16 protein-coding genes are annotated in these 15303 nt (G+C 58.5%); 4 read left to right on the forward strand and 12 right to left on the reverse strand.

Annotated features, from left to right (window positions below; all coding sequences use genetic code 11):
• Positions 1–103 precede the first annotated feature (103 nt).
• Both EOA13_RS10070 and EOA13_RS10075 read right to left on the reverse strand, forming a co-directional pair.
• A complete protein-coding gene (locus EOA13_RS10070) occupies positions 104–481 on the reverse strand; it encodes a hypothetical protein (protein WP_127291969.1) in 378 nt (125 codons plus the stop codon).
• Positions 478–1401 (reverse strand): hypothetical protein, encoded by a 924-nt coding sequence (locus EOA13_RS10075; RefSeq protein WP_127291972.1) that lies wholly within the window; start codon positions 1399–1401, stop codon positions 478–480. Before EOA13_RS10075 ends, EOA13_RS10070 begins: the two co-directional genes overlap by 4 nt.
• 438 nt (positions 1402–1839) lie before the next feature.
• On the opposite strand from EOA13_RS10075, the gene EOA13_RS10080 reads away from it, so the two are divergent.
• The gene (locus EOA13_RS10080; protein ID WP_023809600.1) at positions 1840–2250 is read left to right on the forward strand and encodes a helix-turn-helix transcriptional regulator; all 411 of its coding nucleotides are present in this window, start codon (positions 1840–1842) and stop codon (positions 2248–2250) included.
• Between the two features lie 487 nt (positions 2251–2737).
• Here the strand turns inward: EOA13_RS10080 and EOA13_RS10085 are convergent, their stop codons facing one another.
• The 8 genes from EOA13_RS10085 to EOA13_RS10120 form a co-directional block, all read right to left on the reverse strand.
• Positions 2738–3430: an ABC transporter permease subunit gene (locus EOA13_RS10085; protein WP_023809599.1), complete on the reverse strand. Its 693-nt coding sequence runs from the start codon at positions 3428–3430 to the stop codon at positions 2738–2740.
• 17 nt (positions 3431–3447) lie between these two features.
• Positions 3448–4164: an amino acid ABC transporter permease gene (locus EOA13_RS10090; protein ID WP_023809598.1), complete on the reverse strand. Its 717-nt coding sequence runs from the start codon at positions 4162–4164 to the stop codon at positions 3448–3450.
• 66 nt (positions 4165–4230) lie between these two features.
• On the reverse strand, positions 4231–5058 hold the full coding sequence (locus tag EOA13_RS10095) for a transporter substrate-binding domain-containing protein (protein WP_023809597.1): 828 nt from the start codon (positions 5056–5058) through the stop codon (positions 4231–4233).
• A 24-nt stretch (positions 5059–5082) separates the two neighbouring features.
• On the reverse strand, positions 5083–5823 hold the full coding sequence (locus EOA13_RS10100) for an amino acid ABC transporter ATP-binding protein (RefSeq protein WP_023809596.1): 741 nt from the start codon (positions 5821–5823) through the stop codon (positions 5083–5085).
• Positions 5824–5879: 56 nt separating this feature from the next.
• Complete coding sequence (locus EOA13_RS10105) at positions 5880–6443, reverse strand: peroxidase-related enzyme (protein ID WP_023809595.1); 564 nt, start codon at positions 6441–6443, stop codon at positions 5880–5882.
• Positions 6440–6910 carry a hypothetical protein gene (locus tag EOA13_RS10110; RefSeq protein ID WP_206535270.1) on the reverse strand — a complete coding sequence of 157 codons (471 nt, stop codon included), beginning with the start codon at positions 6908–6910 and terminating at the stop codon, positions 6440–6442. The genes EOA13_RS10105 and EOA13_RS10110 overlap by 4 nt, the downstream gene beginning before the upstream one ends.
• An 8-nt stretch (positions 6911–6918) precedes the next feature.
• Entirely contained in the window at positions 6919–8388 is a 1470-nt protein-coding gene (locus EOA13_RS10115) for an NAD(P)/FAD-dependent oxidoreductase (protein ID WP_127291975.1), read from the reverse strand.
• Entirely contained in the window at positions 8385–9356 is a 972-nt protein-coding gene (locus EOA13_RS10120) for a LysR family transcriptional regulator (protein ID WP_127291977.1), read from the reverse strand. The genes EOA13_RS10115 and EOA13_RS10120 overlap by 4 nt, the downstream gene beginning before the upstream one ends.
• Before the next feature lie 232 nt (positions 9357–9588).
• On the opposite strand from EOA13_RS10120, the gene EOA13_RS10125 reads away from it, so the two are divergent.
• Positions 9589–10659: an NAD/NADP octopine/nopaline dehydrogenase family protein gene (locus EOA13_RS10125; RefSeq protein ID WP_127291980.1), complete on the forward strand. Its 1071-nt coding sequence runs from the start codon at positions 9589–9591 to the stop codon at positions 10657–10659.
• 138 nt (positions 10660–10797) lie between these two features.
• On the opposite strand, the gene EOA13_RS10130 is transcribed toward EOA13_RS10125, so the two are convergent.
• Together EOA13_RS10130 and EOA13_RS10135 are read right to left on the reverse strand one after the other, a co-directional pair.
• Positions 10798–11490: a flavin reductase family protein gene (locus EOA13_RS10130; protein WP_127291983.1), complete on the reverse strand. Its 693-nt coding sequence runs from the start codon at positions 11488–11490 to the stop codon at positions 10798–10800.
• Positions 11491–11529: 39 nt separating this feature from the next.
• A complete protein-coding gene (locus tag EOA13_RS10135) occupies positions 11530–12210 on the reverse strand; it encodes a GntR family transcriptional regulator (protein ID WP_127291986.1) in 681 nt (226 codons plus the stop codon).
• Positions 12211–12380: 170 nt separating this feature from the next.
• On the opposite strand from EOA13_RS10135, the gene EOA13_RS10140 reads away from it, so the two are divergent.
• Together EOA13_RS10140 and EOA13_RS10145 are read left to right on the forward strand one after the other, a co-directional pair.
• Positions 12381–13601, forward strand: a complete 1221-nt coding sequence (locus EOA13_RS10140) for an amidohydrolase family protein (protein WP_023809588.1) — start codon at positions 12381–12383, stop codon at positions 13599–13601.
• Positions 13602–13723: 122 nt separating this feature from the next.
• The gene (locus tag EOA13_RS10145) at positions 13724–15301 is read left to right on the forward strand and encodes a nickel ABC transporter substrate-binding protein (RefSeq protein ID WP_127291988.1); all 1578 of its coding nucleotides are present in this window, start codon (positions 13724–13726) and stop codon (positions 15299–15301) included.
• Positions 15302–15303: the final 2 nt, after the last annotated feature.

Genomic DNA, 15303 nt, shown 5'->3' on the forward strand with positions numbered 1-15303 from the left:
TGCCGAAGGCCGACAAAATATTTTGTTGGCCTATATCTAGGCCGAACCAATACATGCTTTTTCAGCGACCTCAGCGTCGCAAGCTGATTCGCAAAATGCTGAGCTAAAGGGCCTCCTGTTTGAGCCGCAGAGCCAATGCCTTGGCCTCTTCCGGCGTCAGTTGATTGAGAGCCACACGAAGCGCTTCACACAGTTCGTCGAGAATTGGGTCATTGTCTTCTGATCCGGTATGGCGATGGGCGCGTTGCTGGAAGAACAGGCTGAGCCAAAGGTCGAGCGCGCTGCCTTGCCATTTGCCCGTCTTGCGAGCTTGCCCCGACATTGCGATGGCAAGGCCGGCTAGAGCGTCCATTCCTCCGGCGACCTCGTACCCGTTGAGGAAATGGGCGAAGCGGCCGGATTGATCCCACTTAAGGGGCGCGGGCATGGTTGAGAAGTCGCCCTCCAGGGCCAGCCGTTCCCATTTGAGCAGCCTTGTCATTCGGCAGCCTCCGCCATCAGGCTGAGCCTTGGGCGGATCAACGAAACAAAGCGATTAGCCGCATGGCAGAGCCAGTCGAGCTGCTGGCCTTCGTCTGCGAAGTCTGACCTTGGCCTAAACACGCCCAACTCCGCATGAAATGGCCTGTCCGATTTCAGCCGCGCGACCAAATCAAGGCCGGTTTCTCCGCGCAATTCTGCAATGTCGTTGTGGAATTCATCAAAGAGAGCCTGACCATCCTCTTCGCGGAAGGTCAGGAACAGGCCGACTTCGGCTCTGCTGCCAGTCGACCGAAAGGCCGTCAGCCATCCTAGCGGGTCGGGCAGGGGAACTCTCACCCAATTGTCGCCGCCGTGGCGTGGTGCCAGTTGGTCTGCGTGGTCGAACTGTACCTCATCAATGAACCGCTGCCAGAATGCACGGTTGATGCCCCGCCGGTTTACTCGGTCGGGATCGACAACATTCTCCATGGTGTCAGCGGGCGGGGCGCTGATAGGTTCTGGCGTTTCCAAATAGAGCGGCATACCGGCGAGGTCGACCAAAACTCTCTGCTGCAGGACTTCGGTCCGCAGCGGCACCGTAGGCATAACGATAATATTTCCAGAAGTCGTTTGCCAAATCTGGATTTCAAGTAGCGCGAGTTGGGCTAGTCCGCCGCCCTGCGCGTTGAGGTGCTCGGCAATCGCGTGAGTGTCCGATCGGATGCCGTCACCGGCAATGATGAGCTGAAAATCTCCGAGTCTTAGCGATCGTGTTACCGCATCGACGAACGGAGCTTCTTCCAGGTCTGGCCACCGAAGCTTCGCCGCGGCGAAGATCGGGTTGGGATCAACCAAGGTCAGCTTGCGCCTCAAGGTCGAGGATAGATCGCCAAAACTCCAGTGTCGTAGCAAAGCGGCATATTCGAGGATCTGCGCCAACACTTCTCGTCGTGCTTGGGGATTTCGCCAAAGCTTGCACTCGATGACGACCAGCCGGCCACTTCTGCTAACGCCCAGGAGGTCCGCAAATACTGTCCCGCCCGCGCGAGGCAGAGGGAGTTCGCAGCATAGGGGAACGATATCTCCAAGGCCGTGATCGCGGTCGGCGACGATGAGTTCGGGATGTCGAAATAGAAGATCGCGAAGCCAGCGCTCGTCATAAGCCGGCGCTGAGACGCTGGTGGGAGACTCTCCGACGCTCGGTGCATTGCGCACCAGAGGGTGTCGACGCAGCGGCGTGGCAATGTCTTGCAGGGATGATAGGAGCAATGCACTCATTCGGGTATGACGCTCTTTCTGAAAGGATGTGCCGGCTTCACACTGGACGCGGTCACCGCTGGTTCGGTGATGTTTCTGACGTGACTTGAAGTAAACTTCATGATGATGACCAATGCTGAAGCTGACTTCGTTGTCAACGAGAAATGCCGAAGTCACGCTTCAAGTATGAGCGACTCTTTAAAGCAGGCTATAGGTGCGCGAGTTCAGGCTGCGCGGCGCGGGGCGAAGCTGAGCCAGGAAGTGTTGGCTGACCGTGTTGGGCGCACCCCTGAGAGCATTTCCAATATCGAACGCGGCAAACAGCTACCCAGCATTGAGACGCTTGCCGAGTTAGCGCGCATCCTCAAGATGCCATTGATGGACTTTTTTGATGGTCTGGAAAAGACACGCCCGCTTTCGCGCGAGCGGGCGGAACTTGAGGCCGAGCTCCTCGAGACGGCGCGCCAACTGACACCTCGGCTTATCAAAGTTGCGGTGGAGCAGGTCAAGGCGCTGAGGCAGTTGGGCTGACGTTGACAACGGGCCTGGTGCCAGCGCCCGATGTTCTACACGGGATTTTGGGTAGCAAGGGTTGGGGGAATCTTTGGCGCGTGGCTGCGGTTGGCGTTGACACCCAATTTATCGGCGCTGTCGATGTCATTAGCGTCACGCGCAAGATCGTAAGGGCGACGCTGATCGCAATCATACTTTAGACTGCGGGCGGGCTCGTTGTCGTCCAAAGCCCGGCGCCCGCTAAGGGGAAGCCCTCCAGACGGGGGAGAACCCACCTCAACAAATATGTGTCATCTGCAGCTGCCGATAGAGAATGCAAGTCGGCATGCAAGCTCAGTCTATTTGCCCACGCTCCAGGCGGCATGGGGTCGACCGGCAGGCACTCAAAATTATCGATACATACATCGGCTACTTGGGCTTCTCCTCGGGCTTTTCATGGCCAACAGAATTGCCTCCAAGGTACGGCTCGATATCCGAAGCTTGACGATTCTATCCCACATCCACCTCATGTCCGCACCCTCAGCGCCTGCTCCAGCCTGTCGGCAATCTGTGTGACGATATAGGCAATCACCATATAGATCACGACGGCAATCACGAAGGCTTCGAGGTAGTAGTAGTTCAGCGCGGCGGTCAACTGGGACTGGGCGAAGATATCGACAACCTCGATGGCGAATCCGAGAGAAAGGGCCTTCATGATGACCATCATCGAAGTCGTCAGGTCAGGAATTGCCGTGAGGGCCACCTGGGGAAATAGGATACGTCGGAACAGTTGGCCGCCCGTATAGCCCAGCGAATGGGCTGCGTCCGACTGACCGGTGTCGAATGCATTCAGGGCTCCCTTGATAATCTCCGATTGGAACGCGGCGACACAGCCGGTAATCGCAACTACAAGGATGACCCAATTGGGGGTTTCGTGGGCGTTGAAGTTGATACCAAGCAATGAGAACAGGAACTGGAATGCGGGCGGCAGACCGAAATAGGCGAGGAAAATAACGATGACCATCGGAACGCCCTTGAAGACGATCTTGTAAGTCATGATGAGCTCTCGCAGCACCGGTACCCGTCTGTATTCGATAAGTGCGAATATGCTGCCGACTATCGTCGACAGGACGAAAATCATGAGCGCCATTCCAATCGTCACGGGTACGGCACTCAGAATTTCCTGCGTGTCCTGGAGCAAAATATCGGTATCAAACATGGTTGAATACCCTTACGTCAGACGCTCGCGAGGAGCTGGTTCTTGATCGGGGTTGTTGGCGTCGCCTCAGGCGCTTGCATCGGTGATCGAAGCTCGAAGAAGCGCACGATGAGCCATGCGACCAGGCACATCAGCGAATAGATGACCGCCAGGACGAGATAGGTTTCGAACTGGAATTGGTTGTAGTCTCGCTCCATGATCAGATGCGCAGTCGCCATGACGTCGGCCGCCCCGATGTACATGACCAGCGCAACGTTATGGATCAGGTAGATGACGGAGTTCCCATAGCCCGGCAAAGCGAAGTGCACCGCTTGCGGGCCGACGACGCGAGTAATTTTCTGTCGGAACGTATATCCAAGGCTGTCGGCCGCATCGTGCTGGCCGCGATCGACGGCCAGGTATGCAGGCCGCATGACTTCCGACAGATAGCCGCCGTGGTAGAGGCTCAACCCCACCATGGCAGCCATCGTCGCCGAAATAAAATCTTTGGCGCCGAACAGGATCACCAACAGCGGAAGCCCATAAAACGCGACGAACAACTGCAGTACGACAGGAACGCTCCGGGCATAGGACACGTAGAGGTCCACCAGGTGACTGATGACTGGCACCCTGCGGACCCGGAGGGTTGTCGCGATGAGAGCCAGGCAGAACCCGGAAATGAGGGCTGTAAACGTGATGGCGAGCGTCAGCGGCAGTGCCGAGAGCAACTCGGGAATCATAGCAGATACATCCACTTTGAACGCTCCTTCTTGCAATTCAGCCTTGCCGCTGACTAGCGAATATGGTCGCCGACGGCCGTGCTATTTCATGTACTGGACGATGCCCTCGCCGAACCACTTCTGCGAGAGCTTTTCGATCGTGCCGTCGTCTTTCAATTCCTTGAGAACCTTGTTCACATCGTCGGCCAGAACCTTGTTCTCGTCAGATCGGTGGATCAGCATGTAGGTGTTGTTGCTGAACACTGGCTCGGACGCCACGATATCGAGTTTCTTTTGCTCGATGACGGTCTGCTCACCGAGATTCGACGGCAGGACGAGAGCGTCGAACTTGCCGTTCTGAACTTCGTCCAGCCGGTTCGGGTAGGGGATACCGGCACTCGATGCCGTGACATCGAGCTTGTATTCCGGGTTTTCTTTCTGCCAATTCATGATGAACTTGTAGGTTCCACCGCCGGCCGTGGTCGGAACGATCCTCTTGCCGACCAGGTCTTTCATTTCCTTAATGCCGCTGTCTTTCTTGCTGTAAATCTTCATCAGGCTGGCGCCCATGGGATTTTCCGGAATGAGGAACTGCTTGGAGCGTTCGGGCGACTTGTAGTAGCCACCGACCGCGATGTCGTACTTGCCCGTGGCGAGGCCGGTTTCCTGGGCAATGTCGGAGACGCCTTCCATTTCGAACTTATACTGCGGCAGCTTTGCGTTGATCGCCTTCAGAAGATCGGGCTCATAGCCTTGCGGCTCGACGCCGATCGCGCCCCATGCCAGCGGCTTGGATTCGGCAGAGGTGGCGATCTTGATCGTCCGAACGGTCTGGCCATGGCTGATCCCCGCTGTTGCAAGGGCAATTGCGATGCCGCCAGCGATGGCCAGGGCATAGCGGCGAGAAAAACTGGATGTGATTGCAGACATTTCTTAGGTTCCCTTCTTGTTGAGCTATTGAAAAGCGAGTTCCGACTGCAGGAATTGGGCAAGTCGCGGGCTGGAAGGTGCATCGAAGATTTCAGCCGGGCTGCCATCGGCGGCAACCACGCCACGATCCATGAAGACAATCCGGTTGGAGATGTTCTTTGCGAATTGCATCTCGTGGGTCACAAGCAGCGAAGTGATCCCTGACGAGGTGACATCCTTGATCACCTTTAGAACTTCACCGACGAGCTCGGGATCCAGCGATGACGTAGGCTCATCGAAGAGTATCACGTCGGGGCGAACCGCCAGGGCGCGCGCGATGCCGGTGCGCTGGAGCTGGCCGCCCGACAGTTGGGAGGGATAGCTATCTCGCTTCGGGGTGAGGCCGACCCGCTCGAGCTCCCGCAAGGCGATCTCCCGCGCCTCATCTGCGGACTTGCGCTGCACGATCACCAGGGGATCCATCACGTTCTGCAGGACCGTCATGTTCTTGAAGACGTTGAATTGCTGAAAGACCATCGCCGTTCGCAACCGGATCGCCTGGACAGCGGTCTTGTCGGCACGCTGGTAATCCATCCGAATCTGATCGAACGCGATGGTTCCTGAGGACGGCTTGGCAAGGTAGTTGATGCATTTCAGCAACGTGGTCTTGCCGGTGCCGCTGGGGCCGATGATCGACACCACGTCACCCCGCTTTACCGAGAGATTGACGCCGTTCAGAACCTGCGTGCTTCCGTAGGACAGCTTTATATCTTTGAGTTCAAGCATTCTGGTTGGTGCCCTTCACAGTGTGGGACGGAGTGCCTTGACCGCATGCGACATCATCACCCGCTCTCCGCATGGCCGAGAACGTGCATCAGCCGGTTTGCCCAGCCGAAGATCGATATGGCGTGGATCAGATCGATGATCTCGCGGTCATCCATGCCAACTGATCGAAGCGCGGCGATGTCGTCTGCCGTCGCTTCCGACGGCGCCGCCGACAGGCGGCGGGCAAAGCTGTAGATTGCCGCATCGCGTTGGCCGAGCGCTTCAGGTTTGTCGAGATAAAGTGCGGTGACCACTTGGTCGCTCTTGGTCAACTCCGCATGCCGGCGGGCGTGGACAACGGCACAGAATTTGCAGCCATTGACGATCGAGGCCCCCAATGCGCCAAGTTCGCGGTCGGGACGGGCGAGCCCGCCTTCGACATACATGATTGCGTTGAACAGAACCGTGCGGGCAAGATAGCTCTCTGGGTCATGCGCAAGGGTGCGCACATATTCCGAAACTTTCTTGGCCGAAGGCGTAACCTTCATCGCTTCAAGCTGTTCCGGCGTGGCTTCGGATAGCTTGACCGGCGCGATGTATGGCTGCCAGTTCAGCGGCTTCAGGCGCACCGAGGAAATCATGCCGACCTCATCAATCGCAAGCCGGTCGCTACCCGCGTCTGGAAGTTGACGAAGGCAATCAGTTCGGAGAGCGCGACGATCTGAGGATTGCTCAATCCGGCCTGGGCGAGCAGGGCGATGTCGCTCGCCTCGGCCTTTTTTGGCGTCACCGTGACCAGGTCGGCGTGCCGGGCGATAGTCGCCAATGGTTCTTCCAGAGCCGTCTCGCCCTGGGCTACAGCCAGAAGCTGCTCTGTAGGATCAAGCTGATCCAGCTGAACATCATATTCGGCCACCAGGACCGGATCGGCATTCAGGGCGGCCATGCGACGGGCAAGAGCAACACGCAAATTCGGCGCCAGCCCCTGATCGTTTGCCGGGTGCAGCACCGAGAGGCGACATTCCTCGGCCCCTCGCACGAATTCGGGCCGAAACCGCCGTGCAGCGAAAAGGGCATCGTCCGGTGAAAGACCCGCTGCCTTGTCCATTGCGTCAATCACAGCGCGGCCTCCTTGTGCAACAAGGGTGTTGAATCGACCCACTCGTCGCCCAGAAGTTCGGGCGTGTCGTAGGCGATCAGATTGGCGAAGTGGGTTTCGACATCCTCGGCAAACAGCGATGCGGCAATGCCGCGCACAAGACGGTCGGCACCGGCGCTGACGGCCGGGATGTCGCCGGAGACCTTGCCGTGCGTCAGCATGGCGGCGTCGTTGAAGCAGTGGATATGTGCAAGCATCGGGCAGGAGCCGGGGACGCGTTCGCGAAACTCGAAGGCAGGACCGAGATCCGGCGCGTCCGACATGCCTGCACGACCCGGCCCCATATCCGGCCTATATCGGCCATCCGACCAGGTGCGGATATGTGGGGCGATCGCCGCGAATTCCGGGCGGCCGTTGAAGTCATTTGAAAAACCGGTTGCCGCGATCAGGAAGTCGTAGCGCATCAGCCCTTGTGTGGTTTCGATCAGCAGGCCCTCCGGATCTTCCCTTACCGCAACGATGCCGCAGTCGAGAAAGAACCGGGCATTCGCGTGGCGAGACACGCGAAGCGTGGATGAACGCGGCGGCGGCGTCTGGGTGGAGGCGGTGTAGTCGAAGAACTCCCACTTCCAGGCATCGGGCAATTCATGCATGCCGAGTACGACACCCGGGCTGCCGATGCCGGTCAGCTTGTTGATGCGCGGCATCTCCTTGCGCCGGATCAACATGTCGACAGAACCGGCGCCCGCCTCGAGTGCGGTCGCAGCATTGTCCATGGAAGAGGCACCGGCGCCGATAACTGCCACACGCTTGCCTTTCAGCGCATCGAAATCGATGTCGTCGGCAGAATGGGCCCAATAGGCGCGATCGATCCCGTTGAGGAAATCGGGTACGGCAATACCGCCCAGACCGGAGCGACCGGTGGCCAGAACCAGACGACGGGTGAGAACCCGGCCGGATTCCGCGCCTTCGATATCGATCGCAATCAGATCACCAACGGGTTCGACGGCGGTCATGCGCACGCTGTTGCGCAATGGCAGAGCCAGGACCTTGCGGTACCAGACCAGGTAATCCATCCACTGGCCCTTGGGGATTTTGTCCAGCGACCGCCAGGCCTCAACGCCCCATTGCGCCGTGAACCAGGCGCGGAACGTCAATTGCGGCAGGCCGAGCGACGGACCGTGCAGGGTTTTCGGCGACCGGAGCGTTTGCATGCGGGCAAACGTTACCCACGGCCCTTCGAGCCCTGCCGGAGCCGCGTCATAGGCGACGACATTGGTTATCCCCGTCAGCACCAGCTTTGCCGTGGCAGCAAGTCCACACATGCCGGCGCCGATCACCACGACGTCACGGACAGGGACACCATCGTGCGAACGTGCCGGGACCCATGGCCTGGCAGGCAGTTCGAGGAAGTCGAGATCCTGCGCCAGCTGTGCCTCGAGCGCGGCAAGACTTGTCAAAATTGGCGCGGTGGGGGAATGCTTCATATCCCCGTTCCGTGATTTGTGGCGGATGCAGGATCGGTCACCAGTTGGCCGGCCAAGGCCGGATCGAGTTTCTTGAAGCCGACTATCGATCGTTCAGCCACCGCTTCGACCGCCTCCATCAACGCCTGTGCGACTGGACGAAGGGGACGTTTTTCGGCAGCCACAACCCCCCAATAAAAGAGAACGGTCGCGTCAATCGGGCGGATGGCGACCCCTGGCAAGGCCACGCCATAGGCGGTGAGGGGATCAATGACAGCGGCAACGCCGGTCCGGCGCACAAGCTGCAACGCGCCATAGGCAGTATTCGTCCGGATCACTGGCCCGGTGTCGATACCCCTGGCGGCCAATGCCTTGGAGACGTGCAGTTGGAAACGCAGCGGGTTGAGCAAGGTAGCGACGCGACGGCCGGCAAAGGCCGAAAGCGGTATGACGTCGAGTTCTGCCAGCGGATCGTCCTCCCGCACAGCAGCAACATCGGGCGCCGAATAGAGCCGCAGGACATCCAGGCCGGGTGTATCGAGCGGCAGGCTTGAAAAGCCGATCTCGGCACGACCGCTGCGCACTTCCTGGGCCACGATGGAGGGAAGAAACTGTCCGAGATGTGTCTCGTGCGGAAGCTCGATACCCTTGAGCTCGGCCATGGCCGTCGGGATCAGGCCAGTGCCGATCGCGGAGGTTGTGACAATCTGCAGGATCCGACCCCGGCCGGCGGCGATCATCTTGGCCCGCGCCGCGAGTTCGGTGAAGGACATCAGCAGTCGCCGCGCTTCTTCTTCAAATGCGACACCCTCTTCAGATAGCTGCACCCGTCGACCGACCCGGTGCAGCAATTCGAAGCCAAGTTCGCCCTCAAGATCCTGAATGGTGCGTGTCACCGCAGGTTGGGAACGCCCGAGCATGTCAGCCGCCTTGGTAATGCTGCCGCTGGCAGCCACCGCAAGGAAGGTCTGAAGGTCCCGAGTTTCCATATTCTCCCTACATGTGAAATACGTATGATTGACATCGTCTCATTCATATTTGATATATGTCAAGCGGAAACTAATGTTCTCAGCGGCGCTTGCCGGCTCAGAGCCGGAGCCCTTGATCGAAACGGCTGGGGGCAACCGAGGTGACTCCAATTCGAAACCTCGTGATGAAAAAACTTGTAGGCCGGGACTACAAGGATTCTCGAACCATAAAGCCTGCAACAGGAGGAATGTTATGCGCGTGAGTATTCTGGGCGCCGGAGCAATTGCCTATGGCCTTGCGGCCTATTTGGCACAATCGGGACACTCGCCAACACTTTGGTCACCGTCGGGACACCGCACCAGAACGTTGGCTACTGGCGAATTGTTGAAGGCGACGGGGGATATCGAGGCGACGGTGCCGGTGCGCATTGCCAAGGATTGCAGAGATGCTATCGAGCACGCGGACGTGGTGGTGATCGCGCTTCCGGCTTACGGCCACAAGATGGTGATGGACGCCGCCGTCCCTCATCTGGCAGATGGAATTCCGGTCATCATCAGTTCGCATAGTTCGTTCGGGGCTCTGTATCTCTGGAAGCGGTTGGCCGAGCGCAAGGTCAGGTTGCCGATCGTCGTTTGGGGCACAACGCTACTGACTGGCCGCCAGCTCGGATCAACCGAAGTCAATGTCACTTCCATTCGCCAGAAGCTTGATGTTGCGACGCTGCCTTTCGATGCGCTCGACCAAGGGTACGAGCTTTGCACGGCCTTGTTCGGCAATCGTTTCGTCAAGCGGGATGGTCTGCTGGCGATTGCGCTCAGCAACCTCAATCCGCAGAACCATCTGGGAATTGCCCTTCTCAATCTCACACGCATGGAAAAGGCCGAGCAGTGGAGCCAAGGGGGAAATGTCACTCCTGCCGTTGGTCGCTTGATCGAGGCTCTGGATGCCGAACGGTTGGCCATCGCTGCCCATTTCGGTATCGCGGTTCGTACGGTCCAGGAACATTTTTCATTGTCGTTTCATGTGCCCATGAGCACTGTTTCGGACATGAACCAGGAGATGGATCGTCTAGGCCGCGGCGGGTTTGGCCCGACAACCATCCAGAGCCGCTATATTCTCGAGGATGTTCCGTTCGGCCTGCTACCGACTGCCGTTCTGGGGAAGATCAGCGGAAATCCGGCGACACTCCATGAATCCGGAATTTCCATCTTGTCGGCGGCTTATGGCCGGGATCTCAAGGGAGATAATGATATTCTTCCTGCGCTCGGCATCGAGGAAATGACAAAGGCGGATCTTGAAACCCTTTGCCGCAAAGGGTTATAACAGCTTCCAGTGCGCTGTAGCCCAGCTGCAGTGAATATTCTCCCAGCCCGGCATCGGCAGGGTCCTTGGCCGCAGGCAGCGTCTCTGCACGATCAGGAAGGATGATTGAAGCGACGAGCGCGTTGCGCGATCAGGGCGCTATCCATCGGTGTTGGGTGGCATAGGCCTCATTGCCAACCATTGCTCATGCGACATCGTTGGCAGGTCAAACTGGTGGCGGGTGGTCGAATAACCGTGTCCACCCATTCTGCCGACGGCGTCTAGCGCGAGTTGATCGATATAGAAACGCTCCTGGTCAACAAGATCCTCACGAATGTGCATCCGCATAACTTGACCAAGGACAATCTCGCGCGACTTACCCAGGCCAAGCGTCAAATGTCGGCGGCATTCGAAGGCTATAGGCGCTTCGAAAATGTAGGGGCATTGGACCGTCTCACCGGGCACAGGCGTCAGTCCGGCCTCGGCCAGTTCGTCAATGTGGGAAGGAAATGGGACGGCACAGACGTTCATGGCGTCAACCAGCGCATGGTCCACGATGTTGACTGTGAATTCCTCAGTCAGTCGGATGTTGAGCGTCGTATCTTTGAAGGACATGTCATTATGGTTCTCCACACCCAGGGCTAGGATTGGAGGATCGGCCGAGAGGCAATTGAAGAAGCTGTAGGGCGCAGCATTGACAGTCCCGTCGGGGTGTCGTGTGGTCACCAGAGCGATTGGCCGAGGCACCACTGCCCCGATCAGCAGCTTGTAGCGTTCGCGTGCCGAGATGCGGGCGAAGTCGATGCTCACGCGGCTCCGCTGCCCCACCGGCTCGGGCTGGGGGTTGAGCATTATATCCTCCTGAATTTTGCCAAGCTGCTTGAGAGTTGGTCACCCTACCTGAGCGTATGTACTCAGGATGGAGCGAACGTCGGGCTCAGTTTGATCGCTGATTTGCGCCCGAGCCTCGAGTGCCTCGAGATGGTGTTCCATCGCATGCATGGCGCGCTCGGGATTGTGTTGGCGCAGCGCCTGAATGATTTCGACGTGTTCGTCGACGCCGCACTGATCGGAGTGCGGACGGCTGTACAAGGCTAGGATCAGCGAACAGCGCGATACAATCTCGCTGACATAACGGGTCAGCGGCTTCGATCCCGTGAGTTCGGCCAGCAGAATGTGGAATTCGCCCGCCAGCCGTATCGATAATGGTCCGCTCGTGTTTACTGCGTCCCTTTCAAGTTTGACGTGGCCCTCAAGTGCCGCAAATTGAGCGGGTGTGATCTTTCGCGAAAGCCGGTCCACTACCTCGCGCTCCAGGCAGCGTCGTAGGGAAAATATATCTAACGCTTCCTCGAGCGTCGGTTCGGCGACGCAGGCTCCGCGATTATTCCTCACCTCCACCAGGCCTTCGGCACTCAGTCGGACAAGCGCGTTTCGTACGCTGGTCCGGCTAACGCCGAACTGCTCGCCGATGGCGTCTTCGGGCAATTTCATACCGGGGCGAAGCGCCTGCTCAATGATGGCGCGACGCAGCGACAAGTAGACGTTTTCGGCTCGACTCGATTTGGTCATCGCATCCCCCTAAGCTCCCGCAACTTATCGATCAAGATATATTTTTGTCAATATGGGATACGATTTATCTTGAAATAGGTATACAATTATGCGGTAGTTACGTACACGGACCTGCAGGCGGCCGTCGCCGTGCCGGAGACGATAGGCTGCCTCTGGGAGGAGCGCACCGCATGACAACCAATTTGTTGATTAGAAATGTGCGCCCGATGGCTGGCGCCAATGTGGATATTCTTATTGAGAATGGCCGCATTACCCGCGTCGAGCCGGAGCTTTCACCTTTGGGCGGGCTGGTGGAGGACGGCGGAGGTCGCATCGTCGTTCCGGGCTTGGTCGAAGCGCACACCCACCTCGACAAATCGATGATCGGAATGGCGTGGTATCGCAATGAAGTCGGCCCTCGCTTGATAGACAAGATCGAGACCGAGCGTGAAGCCAAGATCCGCTTGGGTATCGATCCGGTCCGCCAGTCGCGTCGACAGGCGCTTGCCTCAGTGGCGCAAGGCACCACCCATATCCGTAGCCACGTCGATATCGACACCGTGCACGGCCTTGCCGGTGTAGAGGGCGTCATGCGCACTCGTGACGAGCTACGAGACCTCGTCGATATTGAGATCGTCGCCTTTCCTCAAGGCGGTATGATGATCCGGCCTGGCACTGTCGAACTTATGCGACGGGCGTTGGAAATGGGCGCCGAGGTGGTCGGCGGGCTGGACCCTGCTGGGGTTGATCGCGATCCCAAAGGGCACCTCGATGCAATTTTCGACCTCGCTCAACGCTTTGGCCGGCCCATAGATATACATTTGCACGAAGCGGGAGAGCTTGGCGCCTTTTCGCTCGAACTCATCATCGAACGCACCCGTGCACTCGGCATGCAGGGAAGGGTGGCAGTCAGCCATGCCTTCTGTCTCGGCATGCACGATGCCGATTATGTCGGCCGACTAATCGACGAGTTGGCGGAGCTTTCGATCCATATTCTTACCACCGGGCCGGCATCGCAGCCGTCGCCTCCGGTCGCCAAATTGCGATCTGCTGGAGTGGTCGTCGGCGCCGGAAATGACGGCATCCGTGACATCTGGGGACCTTACGGCAGTGGTGACATGCTGGAACGCGCGATGTTTGTCGGCTTGCGCAACAATTTTCGCCGCGACGATGAACTCGAATGGGCCCTCGACGTCTGCACGCGCGGCGGTGCCGGAGTTCTTGCGCTGGAAAGGTACGGCCTGATGCCCGGCTGCTGGGGGGACATGGTTTTGGTGGAAGGCGAGACACTCGCCGATGCCGTCGTGTCCCACCGGCCGCGCGCGTTGGTCGTCAAGCGCGGCAAGGTCGTCGCGCGAGGCGGGGTTGCGGTGCAGACCTCACCTGCGCAAATGAGCACAAAAACTTATTAGAAGGGATACGATGTCTAAATTAAATTGTATACAATAATGTGATATGTCTATACAAAAAAGGCCCCAGTGCCTTTCGAGGCAACCTAGGCCCCAGGGAACAATAAGCAACGAGAGGAGCAATCATGTCATTCAACAGGCGTACATTTCTGCAGATCGGATCAGGGGCGTTAGGACTCGCAATAACCGATGCTACCTTCACCAAATTTGCCTTTGCCGAGGGGGCGGCGGGCACATTGCGAGTGGCGATCGCCAAACCCGCGGGCAATCTTGATCCGCAGAGCCACTACGCGATCTGGGCCATTCAGGACCTGATGTTCGAGCCGCTGGTGCGGTACGGCAAGGGCGGCCAGATCGAGCCTTGCCTTGCGACCGACTGGAAGATCGAAGAGGGGGGCAAGACGTTGCATCTTACGTTGCGCCAGGGGGTAACGTTCCAGGACGGCGCAGTGTTCGATGCAGCTAGCTGCAAGTGGAATCTGGAGCGTTGGCTAGGACTCGATCAGTTCAGCTGGATGAACTGCTCCAAGTATTTTCAATCGTTGGAAGTGATCGATGAGCACCAGATAGCCGTTCATTTCAAAGAACCGCCGCTGGCGCTCATGCAGGAGCTTTCCTACACACGGCCGCCGAGGTTCCTTAGCCCCAAATCGGTCGATGCGAATGGCAAATTTGTCGAACCCGTCGGCACCGGTCCTTGGCGTCAACTTAGCGCTGACGATACACAAAGTGTTTTCGAGCGCTACGACGGCTACTGGGGCGACAAGCCGACTTATCAGCGTCTCGAAGCCAAGGTCATCCCTGATCCGCGCGCGCGGGTTGCCGCCCTGCGCGCTGGCGAGATCGATCTCGTCGGCGGGTTTTGGATCGCGCCGCTTACCCCCGTTGAGGCAAAGCAGCTCGAGGCCGCAGGGCTCAACGTGGTCATCGATCCCGGCAACGTCACACTGGTGATGGCTTTCAATCCCGATCGCACCGAAGCGCTCAAGGATCCGCAAGTGCGCAAGGCCGTCAGCATAGGGATCGATCGCGCGGCGATTTCCCAGGCGCTCTACCAAGGCTTTGCCCGACCGGCGGGCAACCTGTTCTCCGATGCATTGCCATTTGCTGGCACCCAGCATGATGCCCCAGTTCGCGACGTTGCGGCCGCATCAGCGCTCCTGGAGAAGGCGGGTTGGACGGGTGGTCCCGTGCGTTCCAAGGACGGCACGCCACTGACGCTTGAGATTGTCGTCAGTCCCGACGCCGTTCCCGGCTCTCGCGTCGTGGCCGAAGTCATACAATCCGAGATGAAGGAAATCGGCATCAATTTGATCGTCCGCTCTGTCGACCACGCTTCTAAGCACACCGACATGCTCGAACGGAAATACGATCTCGGCTTCTTCCTGACCTACGGGGCTCCTTACGATCCGTTCGGCACGGTGGTGGCCTTGTGCCTCTCGACCTTCAAAAACGATGTCGAGGGCAAGCTGTTCACCGATCCGGCCAACCTGGACCCGCTGATCAACGCTGCGACAGCGGCAACCGGGGATCAGATCGCGCCATCGATCCAAAAGGTTTACGACTGGCTGCGTGACAACGACGCGATAGCGCCGTTGGTTTACGTTCCCAGCATCTGGGCGCACTCCAAGCGGGTCCAGGGCTTCACCAGCCCGGTCACCGAATACGATATGCCATACGAAAATATCGTGCTGGCCGAGTAGAG

Source organism: Mesorhizobium sp. M7A.F.Ca.US.011.01.1.1 (assembly GCF_003998295.1).
GTDB lineage: Bacteria > Pseudomonadota > Alphaproteobacteria > Rhizobiales > Rhizobiaceae > Mesorhizobium.

Bases quoted from the DNA above. Each gene is read 5' to 3' on its own strand.
- EOA13_RS10070 (WP_127291969.1), bottom strand. From the start codon at position 481: ATGACAAGGCTGCTCAAATGGGAACGGCTGGCCCTGGAGGGCGACTTC.
- EOA13_RS10080 (WP_023809600.1), top strand. From the start codon at position 1,840: ATGATGATGACCAATGCTGAAGCTGACTTCGTTGTCAACGAGAAATGC.
- EOA13_RS10085 (WP_023809599.1), bottom strand. From the start codon at position 3,430: ATGTTTGATACCGATATTTTGCTCCAGGACACGCAGGAAATTCTGAGT.
- EOA13_RS10095 (WP_023809597.1), bottom strand. From the start codon at position 5,058: ATGTCTGCAATCACATCCAGTTTTTCTCGCCGCTATGCCCTGGCCATC.
- EOA13_RS10100 (WP_023809596.1), bottom strand. From the start codon at position 5,823: ATGCTTGAACTCAAAGATATAAAGCTGTCCTACGGAAGCACGCAGGTT.
- EOA13_RS10105 (WP_023809595.1), bottom strand. From the start codon at position 6,443: ATGATTTCCTCGGTGCGCCTGAAGCCGCTGAACTGGCAGCCATACATC.
- EOA13_RS10110 (WP_206535270.1), bottom strand. From the start codon at position 6,910: ATGGACAAGGCAGCGGGTCTTTCACCGGACGATGCCCTTTTCGCTGCA.
- EOA13_RS10115 (WP_127291975.1), bottom strand. From the start codon at position 8,388: ATGAAGCATTCCCCCACCGCGCCAATTTTGACAAGTCTTGCCGCGCTC.
- EOA13_RS10120 (WP_127291977.1), bottom strand. From the start codon at position 9,356: ATGGAAACTCGGGACCTTCAGACCTTCCTTGCGGTGGCTGCCAGCGGC.
- EOA13_RS10125 (WP_127291980.1), top strand. From the start codon at position 9,589: ATGCGCGTGAGTATTCTGGGCGCCGGAGCAATTGCCTATGGCCTTGCG.
- EOA13_RS10130 (WP_127291983.1), bottom strand. From the start codon at position 11,490: ATGCTCAACCCCCAGCCCGAGCCGGTGGGGCAGCGGAGCCGCGTGAGC.
- EOA13_RS10135 (WP_127291986.1), bottom strand. From the start codon at position 12,210: ATGACCAAATCGAGTCGAGCCGAAAACGTCTACTTGTCGCTGCGTCGC.
- EOA13_RS10140 (WP_023809588.1), top strand. From the start codon at position 12,381: ATGACAACCAATTTGTTGATTAGAAATGTGCGCCCGATGGCTGGCGCC.
- EOA13_RS10145 (WP_127291988.1), top strand. From the start codon at position 13,724: ATGTCATTCAACAGGCGTACATTTCTGCAGATCGGATCAGGGGCGTTA.